Origin of the sequence: Oceanobacillus jordanicus, assembly GCF_022095695.1 — a bacterium.
Taxonomy (GTDB): Bacteria; Bacillota; Bacilli; order Bacillales; family Amphibacillaceae; genus Oceanobacillus_B; species Oceanobacillus_B jordanicus.
Genome location: NZ_JAIFZM010000019.1, coordinates 19,585 through 41,075, shown reverse-complemented (window position 1 = coordinate 41,075; position 21,491 = coordinate 19,585). Strand labels below are relative to the sequence as shown.

Below are 21,491 nucleotides of genomic sequence, written 5' to 3'. Positions count from 1 at the left end.
ACACCTCCTCATCAAAAAATGTTAATTACCAAACGTATGCTAGAACTTCGCCACCAACAGCTTGTGAACGTGCTTCTTTATCAGAAAGCACACCTTTTGATGTTGAGACAATAGCTATACCTAAACCATTAAGTACACGTGGTACTTCATTAGCTTTAGCGTAAACACGTAGTCCTGGCTTACTAATACGTTTGATACCTGTAATTACTCGTTCTTCGTTTGTACCGTATTTAAGGAAAATACGCAAAACACCTTGTTTGTTATCTTCAACAAACTCATAATCTGAAACGAATCCTTCACGCTTAAGGATGTCAGCGATCTCCTTCTTCATTGTTGAAGCCGGAAGCTCTAACTTTTCATGGCGTACCATGTTAGCATTACGAATACGAGTTAGCATATCTGCAATTGGATCTGTCATAACCATTACTAATTACCTCCTTCCCGAATCGGGGTTTACCAGCTTGCTTTTTTGACACCAGGAATTTGACCTTTGTAGGCAAGTTCACGGAAACAAATACGGCAAAGTTTAAATTTACGGATTACAGAATGTGGACGGCCACAACGTTCGCAACGTGTATATTCACGTACTTGATACTTTTGTGGGCGTTTTTGTTTCGCAATCATTGATTTTTTAGCCACAATTTTCCCTCCTTGTATTAGCTCTAAGCTTATTTTTGGAAAGGCATGCCTAGCTGAGCTAAAAGTTCACGAGCCTCTTCGTCAGTATTGGATGAAGTTACAATAACGATATCCATACCACGTACCTTGTTAACTTTATCATAATTAATTTCCGGGAATATTAGCTGTTCTTTTACACCTAATGTATAGTTTCCACGACCATCAAAAGCTTTTTTAGAGATACCACGGAAGTCACGTACACGTGGAAGTGATACCGATACAAGCTTTTGAAGGAATTCGTACATACGCTCACCGCGAAGGGTTACTTTTGCACCGATCGGCATTCCTTCACGAAGGCGGAAACCAGCGATTGATTTCTTAGCACGAGTGATCAATGGTTTTTGACCAGAAATTAACGCAAGCTCTTCAACAGCGCTATCTAATGCTTTAGAGTTTTGAACTGCATCACCGACACCCATGTTGATAACAATCTTCTCAACAGCTGGTACCTGCATTACAGACTCATAATTAAATTTATTCATCAAAGATGGTGATACTTCATCTTGGTATTTTTTTCTTAATTCATTCATCAATGTCGCCCTCCTTTCGTCGCTAAATTATTTATCTATTGCTTCACCGGATTTTTTAGCGATGCGGACTTTCTTTCCGTCACGTACTTCATACCCAACGCGAGTTGGTTCACCGGATTTAGGATCTATTGGCATTACGTTAGAAGCGTGGATTGGAGCTTCTTGGTTTAGGATTCCACCTTGTGGATTTTCCTGTGAAGGTTTCGCATGTTTTTTCATCATGTTAATGCCTTCTACAAGAACGCGCTCCTGAGCTGGGTTCACTTCTAGGATTGTGCCTTCTTTACCGCGGTCTTTACCGGATATTACTTTAACTTTATCACCTTTTTTTACATGCATGCTTGACGCACCTCCTTGCAAGGCTAATTTTAGCTTATAGCGGAAGTTCAAAGTCTCCTGTAAAAATGGCGCATCGAATTTCTTCGTTGGCTTACTTTTCCGATACTCACGTATTTACTCTATACGTTCCGTTTCTCAAAGCTTCGCCGCCTCGAACTTCTCGGCCCTTTTCACACTCGGCCTGAACTGCTCTTATAGAACTTCTGGAGCTAGAGATACGATTTTCATGAATTTTGCATCACGTAATTCACGTGCAACTGGTCCGAAGATACGAGTACCTCGTGGACTTTTATCATCACGGATAATTACCGCTGCATTTTCATCAAAACGAATGTATGAACCATCTTTACGACGTGCACCAGATTTAGTACGTACGATGACAGCTTTAACAACTTCACCTTTTTTGACAACGCCTCCTGGTGTTGCTTGTTTGACAGTACAAACAATTACATCACCAATATTGGCAGTTTTACGGCCAGATCCGCCTAACACTTTAATAGTTAAGACTTCACGTGCGCCAGAGTTATCTGCAACTTTTAAGCGAGTTTCCTGTTGAATCATATCGCTGTGACCTCCCTTCGGATACCTTCCGAGCGAACTTTATTATATAATTACCGCTTCTTCAACGACTTCAACCAAACGGAAACGTTTAGTTGCTGATAGCGGACGAGTTTCCATGATACGCACAACATCTCCAGTTTTTGCCTGGTTGTTCTCGTCATGTGTTTTGAATTTCTTAGAGTATTTTACACGTTTACCGTATAGTTTATGAAACTTATAAGTTTCAACTAATACTGTAATTGTTTTATCCATTTTGTCTGATACGACACGGCCTGTATATACCTTACGATCATTACGTTCAGTCATTCGAGGCTAACCTCCTCTCAGATTTCTAGTTATTTACGCTAACTTCGCGTTGGCGTACTACTGTTTTCATGCGAGCAATTGACTTTCTCACTTCACGAATACGAGCAGTGTTTTCCAGTTGACCAGTTGCAAGCTGGAAGCGCAAATTAAATAGTTCTTCTTTTAAAGATTTTACTTTTTGTTCAATTTCGGCAGTGGTTAGTTCTCTGATTTCATTAGCCTTCATTGCTTTCACCACCAATTTCTTCACGTTTTACGAATTTAGTTTTGATCGGCAGTTTGTGAGATGCTAGACGTAGCGCTTCACGAGCAACCTCTTCGGGAACTCCTGCGATTTCAAACATGATTTTTCCTGGTTTTACTACTGCTACCCAGCCTTCTGGAGCACCTTTACCGGAACCCATTCGAACTTCTAGGGGTTTTGCAGTGTATGGCTTATCAGGAAAGATTTTAATCCAAACTTTACCGCCACGTTTCATGTAACGAGTCATTGCAATACGGGCAGCCTCAATCTGACGACTAGTGATCCATGAAGCTTCTGTTGCTTGTAGGCCGTATTCACCAAAAGCTACTGTAGTACCACCTTTAGCTTGGCCTCTCATTTTACCACGATGTTGTCTACGATATTTTACGCGTTTAGGCATTAACATAATGCATTGCCCCCTTCCTTATTTGTTTGATTTAGTTGGAAGGACTTCCCCACGATAGATCCACACTTTAACACCTAGTTTACCGTAAGTAGTATCTGCTTCAGCTGTACCATAATCGATATCAGCACGCAATGTGTGTAGTGGTACTGTTCCTTCACTATAATGTTCCGCACGAGCGATATCTGCTCCACCAAGACGTCCGGAAACTTGTGTTTTGATTCCTTTTGCTCCTCCGCGCATTGCACGTTGAATTGATTGCTTTTGTGCACGACGGAATGAGATACGGTTTTCTAATTGACGAGCAATGTTTTCTGCAACTAGTGTTGCATCAAGATCAACTTTCTTAATTTCAACAATGTTGATGTGCACTCGTTTACCAGTCAAGCTGTTCAATGATTTACGTAGAGCTTCTACTTCAGAACCGCCTTTACCAATTACCATTCCTGGTTTCCCAGTATGAATAGTGATGTTTACGCGATTAGCTGCGCGCTCGATGTCGATAGAAGAAACAGCAGCAATACGCAAACGGTTTTCAAGATATTCTCTGATTTTAATATCTTCATGTAGTAAGTCTGCATAGTCTTTACCAGCATACCATTTTGACTCCCAGTCTTTAATGATGCCGACACGAAGACCCGTTGGATTTACTTTTTGACCCACTGACTATCCCTCCTTCTTTTCTGTTACAACCACTGTAATGTGGCTTGTGCGTTTATTAATTTTACTTGCACGTCCTTGTGCACGTGGACGGAAACGTTTCAATGTAGCACCTTCATTTACAAATGCTTCGGAAATCACTAGATTGTCCGGGTCCATTTCGTAGTTGTGTTCTGCGTTTGCGATAGCAGACTTCAAAACCTTCTCTACGACTGGAGAAGCACCGCGTTGTGTGTGGCGTAGAATTGCAACTGCTTCGCCAACGTTTTTTCCTCGAATTAAATCAACGACTAATCGTACTTTACGAGGAGCAATACGAACCGATTTCGCCATGGCTTTAGCTTGCATACTTAGTGCCTCCTCTCATTAGCGTTTAGTTTTCTTATCATCGCCACCATGCCCTTTATACGTGCGAGTTGGCGCGAATTCACCTAGTTTATGACCGACCATGTCTTCTGTGATATAGACTGGTACGTGTTTACGTCCATCATATACAGCAACAGTGTGACCAATAAAAGTAGGGAATATTGTTGAACGACGTGACCAGGTTTTTACTACCTGTTTCTTGTCGTCTTCATTTAATTTCTCGATCTTTGACAATAGATGGTCATCTGCAAAAGGTCCTTTTTTCAAGCTACGACCCATGGATAAACCTCCTTCCGCAATTGAGAGACGGGTATATAATCCCGTCCACTACTTTCGATTATTTTTTACGTTTACGAACGATATATTTATCAGTCGGCTTATTACGTTTACGAGTTTTGTAACCAAGTGTAGGTTTGCCCCAAGGTGACATTGGTGATTTACGTCCGATTGGCGCACGTCCTTCACCACCACCGTGTGGGTGATCGTTAGGGTTCATTACAGAACCACGAACTGTAGGGCGTTTGTTTAACCAGCGTGAACGACCAGCTTTACCGATACGAATAAGTTCATGTTCTAAGTTTCCAACCTGGCCAACAGTTGCACGACAAGTTGTAAGAACTAGACGAACTTCACCTGATGCTAAACGAACAAGTGTGTACTTTTCTTCACGACCAAGAATTTGTGCTTCCGCACCAGCAGAACGAGCTAATTGACCACCGCGTCCTGGCTTTAATTCAACGTTATGAATAATTGTACCAACTGGAATGTTAGCAAGTGGAAGTGCGTTACCTACTTTGATATCCGCATCTACACCAGATTCGATTTTTTGTCCTACTTTTAGTCCTTTCGGAGCCAAAATGTAGCGTTTTTCACCATCAGCGTAATTGATTAGTGCAATGTTAGCTGAACGGTTTGGATCATACTCAATAGTAGCAACGCGTCCTGGTATACCATCTTTATCACGTTTAAAGTCGATAATACGGTATTGACGCTTATGACCGCCACCTTGATGACGAACAGTTAGTTTCCCTTGGTTGTTACGACCACCACGTTTGTACAACGGGCTTAAAAGGGATTTCTCTGGAGTGTCTGTAGTGATTTCCGCGAAATCAGACACTGACATATTACGTCTTCCGTTAGACGTTGGTTTGAATTTTTTAATCGCCATCTTGTTTTCCCTCCTTCACGAGATTTTCTAGTTAACCTTCGAAGATTTCCAGATCTTTACTGTCTTCTGAAAGTTGAACGATAGCTTTTTTGCGGTTTGGACGGTAACCACCGTATCTTCCCATTCGCTTAAATTTACCTTTAAGGTTCATTGTGTTTACTTTATCTACTTTAACGCCAAATACAAGTTCAATAGCATCTTTGATCTCTGTTTTATTGGCTTTAGTACTTACTTCAAACGTATATTTCTTTTGTTCCATTAAGTCAGCAGAATTCTCTGTAATGACAGGGCGCTTTATAATATCACGTGGATCTTTCATTATGCAAGCACCTCCCCTGCTTTTTCAGCTGCATCCTTCGTTAGGATCAGCTTGTCATGCGTAAGCAAATCTAGAACATTTACTTCTTCAACAGTTAGAACTTTAACAGATTGAAGGTTGTTTGCGGAACGGATAACCGTTTCGTCTTTCTCAGCAGTTACGATCAATGCTTTTGTATCCACATTAAGTGCTTTAAGCATGCTCACTACTTCTTTTGTTTTTGGAGCATCCATCGCTAGACTTTCCAATACTACTAGATTTTCTTCTTGTACTTTAGAAGAAAGTGCAGATCTTAGTGCTAGACGACGTACCTTTTTAGGTAGTTTGTAGCTGTAGCTGCGTGGTGTTGGACCAAACACTACACCTCCGCCTACCCATTGTGGAGAGCGAATAGAACCTTGACGCGCACGGCCAGTTCCTTTTTGACGCCATGGTTTACGACCACCACCGCGTACGTCAGAACGACCTTTAACTGCATGAGTTCCTTGACGCATAGATGCACGTTGCATTACTACTGCTTCATGTAAAACATGTGTATTTGGTTCAATTCCAAATACAGAATCATTTAATTCCAGATCACCAGCTTGTGAACCGTCTTGTTTTAATAGTGCTACTTTAGGCATGACATATCCTCCCTTCGTGTGTGTGATTAGTTAGCCTTTACTGCACTCGTAATTTTTACGAATGATTTTTTTGCACCTGGTACATTACCTTTGATTAATAGCAAGTTGCGTTCAGCATCTACACTAACAACCTCAAGGTTTTGAATTGTTACCTGTGTTCCACCCATTTGACCTGGTAGTGGACGTCCTTTGAAGACACGCATTGGGTCAACCGCACCTAGTGAACCAGGGCTTCTGTGGTAATGAGAACCATGGGACATTGGACCACGTTGTTGATTGTGGCGTTTAATAGAACCTTGGAATCCTTTACCTTTGGTTGTGCCTGTTACGTCGATCTTGTCTCCTGCTTGAAAAACTTCAACGCTGATTTCTTGACCAACTTCATGTTCGTCAAGCTTCGCGTCACGGATTTCACGAACGTAGCGCTTAGGGGCTGTGTTTGCTTTGTCAGCATGGCCTTTTTCCGCCTTGTTAGTACGTGATCCTTTTTCATCAGCAAAACCGATTTGCAGTGCTTCATAGCCATCATTTTCTAATGTTCTTTTTTGTAGAACTACGTTTGGCTCAGCTTGAATTACAGTCACAGGTACTAATTCACCAGTTTCAGAAAATAGCTGAGTCATGCCGATTTTACGACCTAAGATTCCTTTCGTCATCCGTTACACCTCCTATAGTAAAACATTTATTTATAATTTAATTTCAATGTCAACACCTGATGGTAAGTCAAGACGCATTAGTGAATCAACTGTTTGTGGTGTTGGGTTAACAATATCGATAAGACGTTTATGTGTACGCATTTCGAATTGCTCACGTGAATCCTTATACTTGTGCACCGCACGTAGTACTGTGTAAACCGATCTTTCTGTAGGTAATGGAATCGGACCAGACACACTAGCACCTGAACGTTTCGCAGTATCTACGATTTTCTCAGCTGATTGATCTAAAATACGGTGATCATAAGCTTTCAAACGAATTCTAATCTTCTCTTTTGCCATTATTTTCCCTCCTTCTCGCCCATATTATTATAGACATTCTCCACGAAAATATCTCGACAACCCGCCATGGCAAAGGGGCCGGGTGTGCCAACAACCTTCCGCTTCATCGCCTTTGATGACCAACATTCTTATTATATAGAATTTATACGGTCATTGCAACCCTTTTTGTAAAAAACATTCATTGGGTCGCACATCTATGTATTATACTAACTATCGCTACTAAATGCAAGGGTGTGTGGAAATCTCTTTAATAAATTTCTCACGTGTTAACCTTTTGGAGAAGAAGAAGTGTGTAAGTCAGAAATTATGGCTTTCTGACCTACTTGTGCGATTCTATATGGTTCTCTAGGATATAGTTCATTTATCTCTATTAAGAAAACTCTATTAACCCCTCGTCTTTAGAAGGTTTGTGTTACTTTACTAAATACATCTTTATACGATTGGAACTTCGTTGTGGTTAATTCAAACCAAGTGCTTGGTTGTTTAATAGGTTTTGTACAGTTTCCAACGAAGATTGACTTCTTGTTAAAAACCAAAAAAAGGACCGCGCATAGTGCGCAGTCCTTTTGAAAAGGTATTATTTGTTGATAGAAGAAACAACACCAGATCCAACAGTACGTCCACCCTCACGGATAGAGAAACGAGTACCGTCTTCGATAGCGATTGGTGAAATCAATTCTACAGCCATTTCGATGTTATCTCCAGGCATTACCATTTCAACGCCTTCTGGAAGTGTAACAACGCCAGTTACGTCAGTTGTACGGAAGTAGAACTGTGGGCGGTAGTTACCGAAGAATGGAGTATGACGTCCACCTTCTTCTTTTGACAATACATAAACTTCAGCTTTGAAGTTAGTGTGTGGAGTAATTGAACCAGGCTTAGCAAGCACTTGTCCACGGTTGATGTCTTCACGTGCTACACCACGAAGAAGTGCACCAATGTTATCTCCAGCTTCTGCATAGTCAAGAAGCTTACGGAACATTTCAACACCAGTTACAGTTGTTTTAGAAGCTTCTTCATTGATACCAATGATTTCAACTTCGTCCCCAACTTTAACTTCTCCACGTTCAACACGGCCTGTTGCTACAGTACCACGACCAGTGATTGAGAATACATCCTCAACTGGCATCATGAATGGTTTGTCTTTGTCGCGGTCTGGAGTAGGGATGTACTCGTCAACTGCGTCCATAAGTTCAATGATTTTTGCTTCGTAGTCTGCATCTCCTTCGATTGCTTTAAGAGCAGAACCTTTGATTACTGGTACGTCATCACCAGGGAAGTCGTATTCAGTTAATAGGTCACGTACTTCCATTTCAACTAGCTCAAGAAGTTCTTCATCGTCAACCATATCTGTTTTGTTAAGGAATACAACGATTGAAGGTACACCTACGTTACGAGATAGTAGGATGTGCTCACGAGTTTGTGGCATTGGACCATCTGCAGCAGATACTACAAGGATAGCTCCGTCCATTTGTGCAGCACCAGTGATCATGTTTTTAACATAGTCAGCGTGACCTGGGCAGTCAACGTGTGCATAGTGACGAGTATCTGTTTCGTACTCTACGTGAGAAGTCGCGATTGTGATTCCACGTTCTTTTTCTTCTGGTGCGTTATCAATTTGGTCATATGCCATTTGAGTACCTTTACCAGATTTCTTGTGCATTACGATTGTAATAGCAGCAGTTAAAGTAGTTTTACCATGGTCAACGTGTCCGATAGTACCAACGTTTACGTGACTTTTTGAGCGATCAAACTTTTCTTTACCCATTTATAGTTCCTCCTTTAAATAAATAAAAGTATTTGTAAGATTTATGTGTGGCTAAGAAACAATACTAGATTATTTCTTAGCCTTCACTAAAGTTATACTTTAGTTGCAGAAAAAAATCAATTATTCACCTGCATTTTTCTTGATAATTTCTTCAGAGATGCTTTTCGGCACTTCTTCGTAATGATCAAAATGCATGGTAAAGACTCCGCGTCCTTGGGTGTTAGAACGTAATGCAGTTGCGTAACCGAACATTTGAGATAAAGGAACAAATCCTCTTACTACCTGTGCAGTTCCGCGTGCTTCCATACCTTCCACACGACCACGACGACTTGTTACGTCACCCATGATATCACCAAGATATTCCTCAGGGATAACAATTTCTACTTTTGCGATTGGCTCAAGTATAACTGGGCTACATTTGTTTTTCGCTGCTTTCAATGCCATTGATCCAGCGATTTTAAATGCCATCTCGTTGGAATCGACATCATGGTAACTTCCATCATATAGAGTTGCTTTAACATCTATTAATGGATAGCCAGCTAATACACCATTTTTCAATGCTTCTTCAATACCTGCTTCAACAGATCCGATGTACTCACGTGGTACGACCCCACCAACAACCTTGTTTACAAATTCAAAGCCGGCACCTTCTTCGTTTGGCTCAAATTTAACCCAAACGTGTCCGTATTGCCCACGTCCACCTGACTGACGTACGAATTTACCTTCGACTTCAGCTGCTGAACGGAATGTTTCACGGTATGCTACTTGTGGCGCACCAACATTCGCTTCAACTTTAAATTCACGCTTCAGGCGGTCAACAATGACATCAAGGTGAAGTTCACCCATACCAGAGATGATCGTTTGTCCTGTTTCGACATTTGTTTCTGTTCTGAAGGTAGGATCCTCTTCAGCAAGTTTACCTAGAGCGATACCCATTTTATCCTGATCGGCTTTTGTTTTAGGTTCGATTGCAACCCCAATAACCGGCTCAGGGAAGTCCATGGATTCTAGAATAACTAGATCCTTTTCATCACAAAGGGTGTCCCCTGTAGTTGTATCTTTAAGACCAACTGCAGCAGCAATTTCACCGGAATAAACTTTTGAGATTTCTTCACGGGAGTTTGCGTGCATCTGTAGGATACGACCAACGCGTTCGCGTTTGTCTTTAACAGAGTTTTTAACATAAGAACCAGAATCTAAAGTCCCAGAGTATACGCGGAAGAATGTTAACTTACCAACGTATGGGTCTGTCATTACTTTAAATGCTAGTGCTGAGAATGGTGCTTTATCATCTGCCGGACGTGTAACTTTCTCTTCTGTTCCAGGAATAATCCCTTCGATAGCAGCAACATCAGTTGGTGCTGGAAGATACTTGATAACACCATCAAGCATTAATTGAACACCTTTGTTCTTAAATGCTGAACCACAGTATACTGGGTAGAATTCTACATCCAGTGTTGCCTGACGAATCGCATTATTCAATTCTTCGTTGGAGATTTCTTCTCCTTCTAGGAATTTCATCATTAGTTCTTCATCAAGCTCAGATACAGCTTCGATTAAGCTAGCGCGTAGTTCTTCTGCCTTTTCCTTGTACTCAGCAGGAATCTCGCGAGACTCTGCTTTTGTACCAAGATCATCAAGGTAGAAGTGAGCTTCCATATTTACAAGGTCAATAATACCTTCGAATTCGTCTTCAGCACCAATTGGTAGCTGTACAGGATGCGCGTTTGCACCAAGACGTTCTTTCAAAGTACCTGTAGAGTATAGGAAGTCTGCACCAATTTTGTCCATTTTGTTAATGAAAACAATTCTTGGTACACCATACGTAGTAGCCTGACGCCAAACTGTTTCTGTTTGAGGTTCAACACCTGATTGAGCATCAAGAACCGTAACGGCACCATCAAGTACACGTAGTGAACGTTCAACTTCAACAGTGAAGTCTACGTGACCTGGTGTATCAATTATATTGATACGGTGGTCATCCCACGCAGCAGTTGTTGCAGCGGAAGTAATTGTAATACCACGCTCTTGCTCCTGCTCCATCCAGTCCATTTGAGAAGCACCTTCATGTGTTTCACCAATTTTATGAATACGTCCTGTGTAGAAAAGAATACGCTCTGTAGTAGTGGTTTTACCTGCATCAATGTGTGCCATAATCCCAATATTACGCGTCTTTTCCAAGGAGAACTCTCTAGCCATGTATTCTTCTCCTTCCTATTAAAAGCTATATTTTGATTTAACCTACCAGCGGTAGTGAGCGAATGCTTTGTTTGCTTCCGCCATTTTGTGCATTTCTTCGCGACGCTTAACTGCGGCTCCTGTATTGTTAGAAGCATCCAGAATTTCGTTAGCAAGACGTTCTTCCATTGTCTTTTCTCCGCGTAGACGAGAATAGTTAACGATATAACGTAGTCCTAGAGCCTGACGGCGTTCTGGGCGAACCTCCATTGGCACTTGGTAGTTTGAACCACCAACACGGCGTGCGCGTACTTCAAGTACAGGCATTACGTTTTTCATAGCTTGTTCAAAAACTTCCATAGCGTTTTGTCCGCTTTTTTCATTTACAAGTTCAAATGCATTATAAAGAATTTTTTGTGCAATCCCCCGTTTACCGTCAATCATGATCTGGTTGATTAAACGAGTGACAAGTTTTGAATTATAAAGTGGATCTGGCAAGACATCGCGTTTAGGTACTGGTCCTTTACGTGGCATATGTCCTCCTCCTTTCTTAATTATAATGATGCGAGACTGGTGTCACGCTTATTTCTTAGCTTTAGGTCTTTTCGTACCGTATTTAGAACGGCCTTGCGCACGACCTTCAACTCCTGCTGTATCAAGTGCTCCACGAACAATGTGGTAACGTACACCAGGTAAATCTTTTACACGTCCACCGCGAAGCAATACAACACTGTGCTCCTGTAGATTGTGACCAATCCCTGGGATATATGCAGTTACTTCCATGTTGTTAGAAAGACGAACACGCGCATATTTACGAAGTGCAGAGTTCGGTTTCTTTGGAGTTAGTGTACCCACACGTGTACAAACACCACGTTTTTGTGGAGAGTTTTGGTCTGTTAGTTTCTTTTTGAAGCTATTGTAGCCTTTGTTAAGTGCTGGAGAATCAGACTTTTTAGGCTTGCTCACACGTCCTTTACGGACAAGTTGATTAATAGTTGGCATTTTGTTTTCCTCCCTTCCGGAATAAATAAAAGTCTAAAATAAACTGGCACAACCTAAAGTATAACAGGTTGTTTGTAATACCACACAGCCAGGTGGTTCATCTTTTGGCAAAAAACAAAGCTTCAACGATTTAGTTTCGTTAAAACTATTATCTTCTGATTGCTACTGTTGAGGCGCCCACTTCAATACCACAAGCTGCACCTAGCTTTTCCATTGAATCTACTCGCTGACAAGGTATTCCAAGTTCTTCAGCCAAACCTGCTACCTTTTGCGTTATTTGCCTATCAGCATCATCTGCAATAACCACTTCGCTTATTTCGCCATTTTTCATAGCTTTAAGCGTTTGTTTAGTACCGATGATTATTCGTGATTTAACCTGTGCTACTTTTTCATAAGACATCTCATATCCTCCAAAGCAACAAGTGTAATCAGAAGCACCTTGAATATTCTACCATCCACATTTTTTAATGTCAACATGATTTAAAATATTTTTGGCACTTCTAATTGTTATCCCTTGTTTTTAACCTAAAGGTCAGGGGAGCCAGTTTGCTACAAATCCGTAACAAAACTCTCTATCTTTCTGACTCCCTACTTTAGGTGTTGGTAAGCTATCCCCACTATTGTATGGTTTCTGTTTCTTCTGTTTCCTCAGTTGTATCTGCTAAGTCATCTAGAGAAGCTTTCACTTTTCGGTATTTCTGCATTCCAGTACCAGCCGGAACAAGTTTACCAATGATAACATTCTCTTTTAGACCGAGTAATTCATCGCGTTTTCCTTTGATCGCTGCATCTGTAAGAACTCTTGTTGTTTCTTGGAACGATGCGGCTGATAAGAAGGAATCTGTTTCAAGGGAAGCTTTTGTAATACCAAGCAGAACAGGTTTCCCTGTCGCTGGTTGCGCACCCTCGTTTAGTACCGTATGGTTGGCGTCACGGAATTGATGTAATTCAAGTAAGGACCCCGGAAGAACTTTTGTATCACCCGAATCAATTACTCTTATCTTACGAAGCATCTGGCGAACCATTACTTCTACGTGTTTGTCACCAATTTCCACACCTTGCATACGGTAAACCCGTTGTACTTCGCGTAACAAGTAATCCTGAACGCCTTCCACACCTTGCACACGTAATAGATCTTTTGGATCAACAGAACCTTCTGTTAGTTCCTGACCAGCAATTACGGTGTCTCCAACGCTGACCTTCATACGGGCATTGTAAGGAACTGCGTAAGCACGTTGTTCTACGTCGCTTTGAACAATGATTTCCTGTTTATCTTTTACTTCTTTCACTTCCTGAACCGTACCATAAACTTCACTAATTACAGCTTGACCTTTCGGGTTACGCGCTTCAAATAACTCTTGGATACGCGGTAAACCTTGGGTAATATCGTCTCCAGCAACCCCACCTGTATGGAAGGTACGCATTGTTAGCTGTGTACCTGGCTCACCGATGGATTGTGCTGCGATAATTCCTACTGCTTCACCAACTTCTACATCGGCTCCTGTAGCAAGGTTCCGGCCATAACATTTCTGACAAACGCCATGTTTCGTGTTACAAGTGAACGCTGTACGAATGGTAACATCTTCAATGCCGGCTTCCACAATTTGCTTCGCTTGATCCTCTGAAATCAACTCATCATGCTCTACGATAATATCGTTGGTTTCAGGGTGCTTCACAGGGTGGAACGCAGTACGACCAATTAGACGGTCGATTAGTGGTTCAATTAATTCCGCACCGTCAGTTAGAGCTGAAACAGATAAGCCTCTATCTGTACCACAGTCATCTTCACGAACAATAACATCCTGCGCAACATCAACGAGACGACGGGTTAGGTAACCAGAGTCCGCTGTCTTCAAGGCAGTATCGGCAAGTCCTTTACGCGCACCGTGAGTGGAGATAAAGTACTCTAGTACTGTAAGTCCTTCTCGGAAACTTGACTTGATCGGTAACTCAATGATCTTACCAGCCGGGTTGGCCATTAGACCACGCATACCAGCAAGCTGTGTGAAGTTGGAGGCATTACCCCTCGCCCCTGAATCACTCATCATGAAGATTGGGTTACGTTCACTAAGTGACTTCATAAGTTTTTCTTGGATATTATCCTTCGCTTGTGACCAAATAGCGATAACTCTGTCATAACGCTCTTCATCTGTAATCAGACCACGGCGGAATTGTTTTAAGACATTATCTACTTTCTTCTGTGCTTCTACAAGGATTGTTTCTTTTTCTGGTAGTACCACGATATCAGAGATACCAACAGTCATACCTGCCTTCGTAGAATAGCTGAATCCGAGATCCTTCATTCTATCAAGCATTTTAGACGTCTCACTGATCTTAAATTTCTTAAAGACTTCAGCGATGATATCACCAAGGAAACCTTTCTTAAACGGCTTGATAATCTCTCGAGATTTTATCTCTTCCTTAATATTTGTGCCATTAGCAACAAAGTATTTCTCCGGAGTTTCGATCTCCAAGTTACTTTGTGTCGGCTCATTAATATACGGGAAGGACTCCGGAAGAATGTTATTGAAAATAAGCTTCCCAACCGTTGTAATTAGCAACTGATTGTGTTGCTCTTCTGTAAATGTTTTATTATTTAGACTTGAAGCCTGAACAGCTATCCGTGTATGAAGATGTACATAACCATTTTGGTATGATAGTACTGCTTCATTAAGATCTTTAAAGACAGTACCTTCCCCAATTGCATCCTCACGTTCTAGTGTTAAGTAGTAGTTTCCTAATACCATATCCTGAGAAGGTGTAACAACTGGTTTTCCATCTTTCGGATTTAAGATGTTCTGTGCTGCAAGCATCAAGATACGCGCTTCAGCTTGCGCTTCTGCAGATAACGGCACGTGGACAGCCATTTGGTCTCCATCAAAGTCAGCGTTATATGCTGTACATACAAGTGGATGTAACCTAATTGCCCGGCCTTCTACCAATGTTGGCTCAAATGCCTGAATTCCCAATCTGTGAAGCGTTGGTGCACGGTTAAGTAATACAGGATGCTCCTTAATTACTTCTTCCAATACGTCCCAAACCTCTGGGTGTACACGTTCAATTTTCCGCTTAGCGGACTTGATGTTGTGCGCAATACCTTTTGCAACGAGCTCTTTCATGATAAATGGTTTGAATAATTCTAGCGCCATTTCCTTCGGCAGACCACATTGATACATTTTCAGATGTGGACCAACGACGATAACAGAACGACCAGAATAGTCAACACGTTTACCTAGCAAGTTTTGACGGAAACGACCCTGTTTCCCTTTAAGCATATGTGAAAGGGATTTAAGTGGTCTATTACCAGGACCAGTCACTGGACGACCGCGACGGCCATTATCAATTAGTGCATCTACCGCTTCTTGTAGCATCCGCTTCTCGTTTTGTACGATAATGCTTGGTGCTCCAAGATCCAATAGTCGTTTAAGACGGTTGTTACGGTTAATTACACGACGATACAAGTCATTTAAATCAGAAGTGGCAAAACGCCCACCATCCAGTTGTACCATTGGACGGATTTCTGGTGGAATAACAGGTAATACGTCCAATACCATCCAAGAAGTATCATTACCGGAATTACGGAATGATTCAAGTACCTCTAGACGTTTAATTGCACGTGTTCTCCGTTGTCCTTGAGCTGTCTTCAATTCTTCTTTCATTGCATCGACTTCTTTTTCTAGGTCAATGTCTTGAAGAAGCTTACGGATTGCCTCTGCACCCATTTGAGCTTTAAATGTTTTTCCGTACTTGTCATAATAAGCGCGGTATTCTTTCTCTGACAATAGCTGCTTTTTCTCTAATGGTGTGTTACCTGTCTCTGTAACAATATATGCAGCGAAATAAATAACTTCTTCCAATGCTCGTGGTGACATATCTAGCACAAGACCCATTCGGCTTGGGATACCTTTGAAATACCAGATATGGGAAACAGGTGCTGCTAATTCAATATGTCCCATACGCTCACGGCGTACTTTTGCTTTTGTTACTTCCACACCACATCGGTCACAAACAACGCCTTTATAACGAACTCGTTTGTATTTCCCACAATGACATTCCCAGTCCTTTTGCGGTCCAAAAATACGTTCGCAAAACAGGCCGTCCTTTTCTGGCTTTAGTGTCCGATAGTTAATTGTTTCAGGTTTTTTTACCTCACCGTATGACCATGAACGGATCTTTTCTGGTGAAGCCAACCCTATTTTCATATACTCAAAATTATTTACATCTAGCAAGGGGCCTACCTCCCTTTTAGTGTCCAAAAATTTACCACAAGCTTATTTATGCGTTATATACAATAAAAGTGGGGGGAGGTTCCTAACCCTATAGGAACCTGCCATCCAACTTTTAGTTACCTTCTACTTCTAAATTGAGTTTACTTGCCTGTTGTGTTTCCTCTTCTTCCAATTCGCGCATATCAATTTCTTGTTCATCACTGGAAAGCATTTTAACATCCATTCCAAGACTTTGAAGTTCTTTGATTAATACTTTGAAAGATTCTGGAACGCCTGGTTCAGGGACATTGTCACCTTTAACTATGGACTCATAAGTTTTCACACGACCGACAATATCATCTGATTTAACAGTTAATATCTCCTGTAGTGTATATGCAGCACCATATGCTTCAAGTGCCCAAACCTCCATCTCACCGAAACGCTGTCCACCGAATTGTGCTTTACCACCTAGTGGTTGCTGCGTTACAAGTGAATAAGGACCTGTTGAACGGGCGTGTAATTTATCATCAACCATGTGAGCAAGTTTGATCATGTACATGACACCAACAGACACACGATTATCAAATGGCTCACCGCTTCTACCATCATAAAGAACGGTTTTCGCGTCACGAGGCATTCCCGCTTCTTCAAGTGTTTCCCATACATCTTCTTCTGTAGCACCATCAAATACCGGTGATGCAACATGTAGTCCAAGCTGTCTTGCAGCCATTCCTAGATGTAGTTCAAACACCTGTCCGATATTCATACGTGATGGTACCCCTAATGGGTTAAGCATGATATCAATTGGTGTGCCATCCGGCATGAACGGCATATCTTCTTCAGGTAAAATTTTAGAAATTACACCTTTGTTACCATGACGTCCTGCCATTTTATCGCCCTCATGAATTTTACGTTTTTGGACGATATACGCACGAACAAGTTGATTTACCCCTGGTGGCAGTTCGTCTCCATCTTCACGGTTGAAGATTTTAACATCGTGGACGATTCCGCCAGCACCATGTGGTACACGCAAGGATGTATCTCTAACTTCACGAGCTTTTTCACCGAAGATAGCATGTAGCAAACGCTCTTCGGCAGATAGTTCTGTAACCCCTTTTGGCGTTACTTTCCCTACAAGAATGTCACCGTCTGTTACCTCAGCACCAATACGGATAATTCCATGCTCATTAAGGTTTTTCAATGCATCTTCCCCAACGTTCGGGATATCTCTTGTAATTTCTTCTGGTCCAAGCTTTGTATCACGTGCTTCAGACTCATATTCTTCGATGTGAATTGAAGTATAAACATCGTCTTTTACAAGTCTCTCACTCATGATGATAGCATCCTCATAGTTATAACCTTCCCAGGTCATAAATCCTACAAGAACATTACGTCCTAGCGCCAGTTCTCCATTTTCCATGGATGGACCATCAGCTAAGATTTCACCTTTTGTTACTCGGTCGCCTCCACTTACGATCGGGCGTTGGTTGTAACAAGTTCCTTGGTTGGAACGAATGTACTTCTGTAGCTTGTAACGATCTACGTCACCTTCTACTTCTTTACCATCCACTTCAGAAATACGACGTACATAGATTTCTTTCGCTTCTACGCGTTCCACGATTCCTTCATGGCGACAAATAATAGCGGCACCAGAGTCTTTACCATCTACATATTCCATACCAGTACCAACAATCGGTGCTTCCGGATTCATCAAAGGAACAGCCTGACGTTGCATGTTTGCGCCCATTAGTGCACGGTTGGAGTCATCATTCTCCAAGAAAGGAATACATGCTGTCGCAGCAGATACAACCTGTTTTGGAGATACGTCCATGTAATCAATTTGATCACGCGGAACAATGGTGTTCTCCCCGCGGAAACGAGCAATTACTTCTTCGTCAACAAAGTTTCCTTCATCGCCTAATTTCGCATTTGCCTGTGCAACAACGTAATTATCTTCTTCATCTGCTGTCAGATAATCAATCTGCGCTGTAACCTTACCTGTTTCAGGATCTACCCGACGATAAGGTGTTTCGATAAAGCCGAACTTGTTCACTTTTGCATAACTGGACAGAGAGTTAATCAAACCGATGTTTGGACCCTCTGGTGTTTCAATCGGACACATACGACCATAGTGGGAATAGTGAACGTCACGTACTTCAAATCCAGCACGCTCACGTGTCAAACCCCCTGGCCCAAGTGCAGATAGACGACGTTTATGCGTCAACTCTGCTAGCGGATTCGTCTGGTCCATAAACTGGGATAACTGTGAACTACCAAAGAATTCTTTAATAGACGCAATAACCGGACGAATGTTGATTAATTGTTGTGGTGTAATGCTAGAAGTATCCTGAATGGACATTCTTTCACGCACGACACGCTCCATACGTGACAAACCAATACGGAATTGGTTTTGCAACAATTCACCAACTGAACGCAAACGACGATTACCTAGATGGTCAATGTCATCTGTGTCCCCTACTCGGTGTAATAGGTTAAAGAAGTAACTGATTGATGAAAGGATATCAGCAGGTGTAATGTTCTTCACGCTAGTATCCACATCAGCATTACCGATTACGTTAAGCACTCTTTCTCCACTAGGGTCTGTTGGATCTACGATTTTAATGGATTGTAACGTAATATCTTCTTCTAGAACGCCATCTTTTGGCTCGCTTGTAATCTCGCCAAGCTTTTCTTCCGCTTTATCAAGATAAGGGATTAGTTTATTTAATAGTTTACGTTCTAGCTTATCGCCTTTCTCTGCAAGAACTTCACCAGTTTCCTGATCCACTACCGTTTCAGCCAACACTTGGTTGAATAGGCGGTTTTTTATGTGTAACTTTTTATTCATTTTATAGCGTCCAACATGAGCTAAATCATATCTCTTAGGATCAAAGAAACGTGATACTAATAGACTTTTAGCATTTTCAACTGTCGGCGGCTCACCAGGACGAAGACGCTCATAAATTTCCAGTAGCGCTTTTTCCGTGGTTTCTGTATTATCTTTTTCAAGAGTGTTTTTGAGGTACTCATTATCACCAAGAAGATCAATGATTTCCTGATCTGTACCAAAACCAAGGGCACGAAGAAGCACTGTGATCGGCAACTTACGTGTACGGTCGATACGAACATAGGCAACGTCCTTGGCATCTGTTTCAAACTCTAGCCAAGCTCCCCTATTGGGAATAACCGTAGCAGCTACACCCCTTTTACCGTTTTTGTCTATCTTTTCATTATAGTAGACACTTGGTGAACGTACGAGCTGGGAAACAATTACTCGTTCCGCACCATTAATTACGAAAGTACCTGTATCTGTCATTAATGGGAAATCACCCATAAATACTTCCTGCTCTTTTACTTCACCGGTCTCATTATTAATCAAACGGACCTTCACGCGAAGCGGAGCATTGTACGTAACGTCTCTTTCTTTTGATTCATCTACAGGGTATTTCGGCTCACTGAGACTGTAATCCACAAACTCTAGCGATAAATTACCTGTAAAATCTTCAATAGGAGAGATGTCTCTAAACATTTCCCGCAAACCTTCTTCTAAGAACCACTCATAAGAAGCGGTTTGAATCTCGATTAGGTTTGGCAACTCTAATACTTCACTAATGCGCGCATAGCTCCTGCGTTGGCGGTGCCGTCCATACTGAACTAGTTGACCTGTCAACTGCTTCACCCCTTAAATCATGCATTCTTTATAGATTTCTCTACTCGGAATGGGTTATTATATTTAGGAAAACATACTAAAATAGCCTGCTTTCCGGTTCTAGCAAACAAACATAAAATGCCCAGCAAACATACTGAACAACTTGTAATTCGGAGTGATTACAAGTAGAATAATACGTAAAAAATGCTAGAGAAACGCAAAATAAAAATAGAAAAAAGGCTTTTTATTAAAAAAACCGTCTCTTATTTTACCCGATTTTACAAGTGTCCCCGAAGACTTATAAAATATACGTTTCAATTTTTATGAAAATACTTCTTGACAGAAGAACCCCCATGTTAGCATTTTCCTATCTTAACATAACAAAATAGAGCGGTCAAACATTAATAGCCCGCAATATAAAATAGCCTTTATCTTTCGCCATCGTTTCTACTTCTCCAAACAATGTTTCCAACTTTTTGATGGCTGATGGGGCACCTTGCTTTTTCTGAATCACAATCCAGAGCTCCCCGCCCTCAGCTAAAGCGGCATGGGCTTCTTCAAACAATTGGTGGACCACTTTTTTTCCAGCTCTTATTGGAGGGTTTGTTAATATCGCAGCAAAGTCTCTCTTGTTTACTTTTGCAAAGAGATCACTTTGGAACACTGTTGTATTGGATACATGGTTTAATTGTGCGTTTTTTTCGGCAAGCTCCACTGCCCGTTCATTCACATCTGCCATGAATACATGGCGTTCAGCGAATTCGTCTGCCAGCGTAATGCCGATTGGGCCATAACCACACCCCATATCCAGAATATCTCCGTCTACTTTCGGCTCCGTGAATTGCTCAATAAGCAATCGGGACCCAAAATCAACGTCATTTTTTGAAAATACCCCGACATCGCTAGTAAAGGTGTAGGATGTCCCGCGTAATGTATAACTCCATGTCTTTGGTGAACGTTTAGAATGAGGTTGTTGTGAGAAGTAATGCTCAGACATTTGGCACCTACTTTTTAATAGTTTTGCGAAGATACGAATAGCTGGATTGCTATCGATAAGGGTTTATACATAGAGAGCCCGTCGCATGAAATACGACGAGCTCCCATTATGGAAATTACTTAACTGCTACAGAAGCGCCTGCTTCTTCTAGCTTGCCTTTAACTTCTTCAGCTTCATCTTTAGATACAGCTTCTTTGATAGCTTTTGGTGCGTTATCAACTAGATCTTTTGCGTCTTTAAGACCAAGACCAGTGATTTCACGTACTGCTTTAACAACTTTAATTTTAGATGCTCCAGCACTTTCAAGTACTACATCAAATTCTGTTTGCTCTTCAGCAGCTTCTCCAGCTCCTGCGCCACCTGCTACTGCTACTGGCGCTGCAGCTGTTACACCAAATTCTTCTTCAATTGCTTTAACTAGGTCATTAAGATCTAGAACTGACATTTCTTTAATCGCATCAATGATTTGTTCTTTAGTCATGATAAAATTGCCTCCT

25 protein-coding genes are annotated in these 21,491 nt (G+C 41.5%); all 25 read right to left on the bottom strand.

Annotated features, from left to right (window positions below):
- Positions 1 to 25: 25 nt before the first annotated feature.
- Positions 26 to 424, bottom strand: a complete 399-nt coding sequence (gene rpsH, locus K3T81_RS17175; protein WP_036578652.1) for a 30S ribosomal protein S8 — start codon at positions 422 to 424, stop codon at positions 26 to 28.
- A gap of 29 nt (positions 425 to 453) precedes the next feature.
- A complete protein-coding gene (locus tag K3T81_RS17170; protein ID WP_019375521.1) occupies positions 454 to 639 on the bottom strand; it encodes a type Z 30S ribosomal protein S14 in 186 nt (61 codons plus the stop codon).
- Between the two features lie 29 nt (positions 640 to 668).
- Positions 669 to 1,208, bottom strand: coding sequence for a 50S ribosomal protein L5 (rplE, locus tag K3T81_RS17165; RefSeq protein ID WP_036578655.1), 540 nt, complete (start codon positions 1,206 to 1,208; stop codon positions 669 to 671).
- 27 nt (positions 1,209 to 1,235) lie between these two features.
- Positions 1,236 to 1,547 (bottom strand): 50S ribosomal protein L24, encoded by a 312-nt coding sequence (gene rplX, locus K3T81_RS17160; protein WP_036578657.1) that lies wholly within the window; start codon positions 1,545 to 1,547, stop codon positions 1,236 to 1,238.
- A 192-nt stretch (positions 1,548 to 1,739) separates the two neighbouring features.
- Positions 1,740 to 2,108: a 50S ribosomal protein L14 gene (rplN, locus tag K3T81_RS17155; protein WP_036578659.1), complete on the bottom strand. Its 369-nt coding sequence runs from the start codon at positions 2,106 to 2,108 to the stop codon at positions 1,740 to 1,742.
- 42 nt (positions 2,109 to 2,150) lie between these two features.
- Complete coding sequence (gene rpsQ / locus K3T81_RS17150) at positions 2,151 to 2,414, bottom strand: 30S ribosomal protein S17 (RefSeq protein ID WP_036578661.1); 264 nt, start codon at positions 2,412 to 2,414, stop codon at positions 2,151 to 2,153.
- A gap of 25 nt (positions 2,415 to 2,439) precedes the next feature.
- Positions 2,440 to 2,640 carry a 50S ribosomal protein L29 gene (rpmC, locus tag K3T81_RS17145; RefSeq protein WP_036578662.1) on the bottom strand — a complete coding sequence of 67 codons (201 nt, stop codon included), beginning with the start codon at positions 2,638 to 2,640 and terminating at the stop codon, positions 2,440 to 2,442.
- Entirely contained in the window at positions 2,630 to 3,064 is a 435-nt protein-coding gene (gene rplP / locus K3T81_RS17140; RefSeq protein WP_036578664.1) for a 50S ribosomal protein L16, read from the bottom strand. The genes rpmC and rplP overlap by 11 nt, the downstream gene beginning before the upstream one ends.
- An 18-nt stretch (positions 3,065 to 3,082) precedes the next feature.
- Positions 3,083 to 3,724: a 30S ribosomal protein S3 gene (gene rpsC, locus K3T81_RS17135; protein WP_036578666.1), complete on the bottom strand. Its 642-nt coding sequence runs from the start codon at positions 3,722 to 3,724 to the stop codon at positions 3,083 to 3,085.
- A gap of 3 nt (positions 3,725 to 3,727) precedes the next feature.
- On the bottom strand, positions 3,728 to 4,069 hold the full coding sequence (gene rplV / locus K3T81_RS17130) for a 50S ribosomal protein L22 (protein ID WP_036578667.1): 342 nt from the start codon (positions 4,067 to 4,069) through the stop codon (positions 3,728 to 3,730).
- 18 nt (positions 4,070 to 4,087) lie between these two features.
- Positions 4,088 to 4,366, bottom strand: coding sequence for a 30S ribosomal protein S19 (rpsS, locus tag K3T81_RS17125; RefSeq protein ID WP_036578668.1), 279 nt, complete (start codon positions 4,364 to 4,366; stop codon positions 4,088 to 4,090).
- A 58-nt stretch (positions 4,367 to 4,424) separates the two neighbouring features.
- The gene (rplB, locus tag K3T81_RS17120; protein ID WP_036578670.1) at positions 4,425 to 5,255 is read right to left on the bottom strand and encodes a 50S ribosomal protein L2; all 831 of its coding nucleotides are present in this window, start codon (positions 5,253 to 5,255) and stop codon (positions 4,425 to 4,427) included.
- A gap of 31 nt (positions 5,256 to 5,286) precedes the next feature.
- On the bottom strand, positions 5,287 to 5,574 hold the full coding sequence (rplW, locus tag K3T81_RS17115) for a 50S ribosomal protein L23 (protein ID WP_036578671.1): 288 nt from the start codon (positions 5,572 to 5,574) through the stop codon (positions 5,287 to 5,289).
- Complete coding sequence (gene rplD, locus K3T81_RS17110; protein WP_036578672.1) at positions 5,574 to 6,197, bottom strand: 50S ribosomal protein L4; 624 nt, start codon at positions 6,195 to 6,197, stop codon at positions 5,574 to 5,576. The genes rplW and rplD overlap by 1 nt, the downstream gene beginning before the upstream one ends.
- A gap of 26 nt (positions 6,198 to 6,223) precedes the next feature.
- Positions 6,224 to 6,853 carry a 50S ribosomal protein L3 gene (rplC, locus tag K3T81_RS17105; protein WP_036578674.1) on the bottom strand — a complete coding sequence of 210 codons (630 nt, stop codon included), beginning with the start codon at positions 6,851 to 6,853 and terminating at the stop codon, positions 6,224 to 6,226.
- Positions 6,854 to 6,883: 30 nt separating this feature from the next.
- Complete coding sequence (gene rpsJ, locus K3T81_RS17100) at positions 6,884 to 7,192, bottom strand: 30S ribosomal protein S10 (protein WP_036578675.1); 309 nt, start codon at positions 7,190 to 7,192, stop codon at positions 6,884 to 6,886.
- A gap of 577 nt (positions 7,193 to 7,769) precedes the next feature.
- Positions 7,770 to 8,960, bottom strand: a complete 1,191-nt coding sequence (gene tuf, locus K3T81_RS17095) for an elongation factor Tu (protein WP_106895419.1) — start codon at positions 8,958 to 8,960, stop codon at positions 7,770 to 7,772.
- Positions 8,961 to 9,080: 120 nt separating this feature from the next.
- The gene (gene fusA / locus K3T81_RS17090; protein ID WP_106895418.1) at positions 9,081 to 11,159 is read right to left on the bottom strand and encodes an elongation factor G; all 2,079 of its coding nucleotides are present in this window, start codon (positions 11,157 to 11,159) and stop codon (positions 9,081 to 9,083) included.
- Positions 11,160 to 11,201: 42 nt separating this feature from the next.
- Positions 11,202 to 11,672 carry a 30S ribosomal protein S7 gene (gene rpsG, locus K3T81_RS17085; protein WP_036578679.1) on the bottom strand — a complete coding sequence of 157 codons (471 nt, stop codon included), beginning with the start codon at positions 11,670 to 11,672 and terminating at the stop codon, positions 11,202 to 11,204.
- Between the two features lie 48 nt (positions 11,673 to 11,720).
- Positions 11,721 to 12,140, bottom strand: a complete 420-nt coding sequence (gene rpsL / locus K3T81_RS17080) for a 30S ribosomal protein S12 (protein WP_042225473.1) — start codon at positions 12,138 to 12,140, stop codon at positions 11,721 to 11,723.
- A gap of 148 nt (positions 12,141 to 12,288) precedes the next feature.
- Positions 12,289 to 12,540: a 50S ribosomal protein L7ae-like protein gene (locus K3T81_RS17075; RefSeq protein ID WP_036578682.1), complete on the bottom strand. Its 252-nt coding sequence runs from the start codon at positions 12,538 to 12,540 to the stop codon at positions 12,289 to 12,291.
- Positions 12,541 to 12,757: 217 nt separating this feature from the next.
- Positions 12,758 to 16,369, bottom strand: a complete 3,612-nt coding sequence (gene rpoC, locus K3T81_RS17070; RefSeq protein WP_238021137.1) for a DNA-directed RNA polymerase subunit beta' — start codon at positions 16,367 to 16,369, stop codon at positions 12,758 to 12,760.
- Between the two features lie 112 nt (positions 16,370 to 16,481).
- The gene (gene rpoB / locus K3T81_RS17065) at positions 16,482 to 20,018 is read right to left on the bottom strand and encodes a DNA-directed RNA polymerase subunit beta (RefSeq protein ID WP_058950410.1); all 3,537 of its coding nucleotides are present in this window, start codon (positions 20,016 to 20,018) and stop codon (positions 16,482 to 16,484) included.
- A 373-nt stretch (positions 20,019 to 20,391) separates the two neighbouring features.
- Positions 20,392 to 20,994 carry a class I SAM-dependent methyltransferase gene (locus K3T81_RS17060; protein WP_036578686.1) on the bottom strand — a complete coding sequence of 201 codons (603 nt, stop codon included), beginning with the start codon at positions 20,992 to 20,994 and terminating at the stop codon, positions 20,392 to 20,394.
- 115 nt (positions 20,995 to 21,109) lie between these two features.
- Positions 21,110 to 21,475, bottom strand: a complete 366-nt coding sequence (gene rplL / locus K3T81_RS17055; RefSeq protein WP_106895415.1) for a 50S ribosomal protein L7/L12 — start codon at positions 21,473 to 21,475, stop codon at positions 21,110 to 21,112.
- Positions 21,476 to 21,491: the final 16 nt, after the last annotated feature.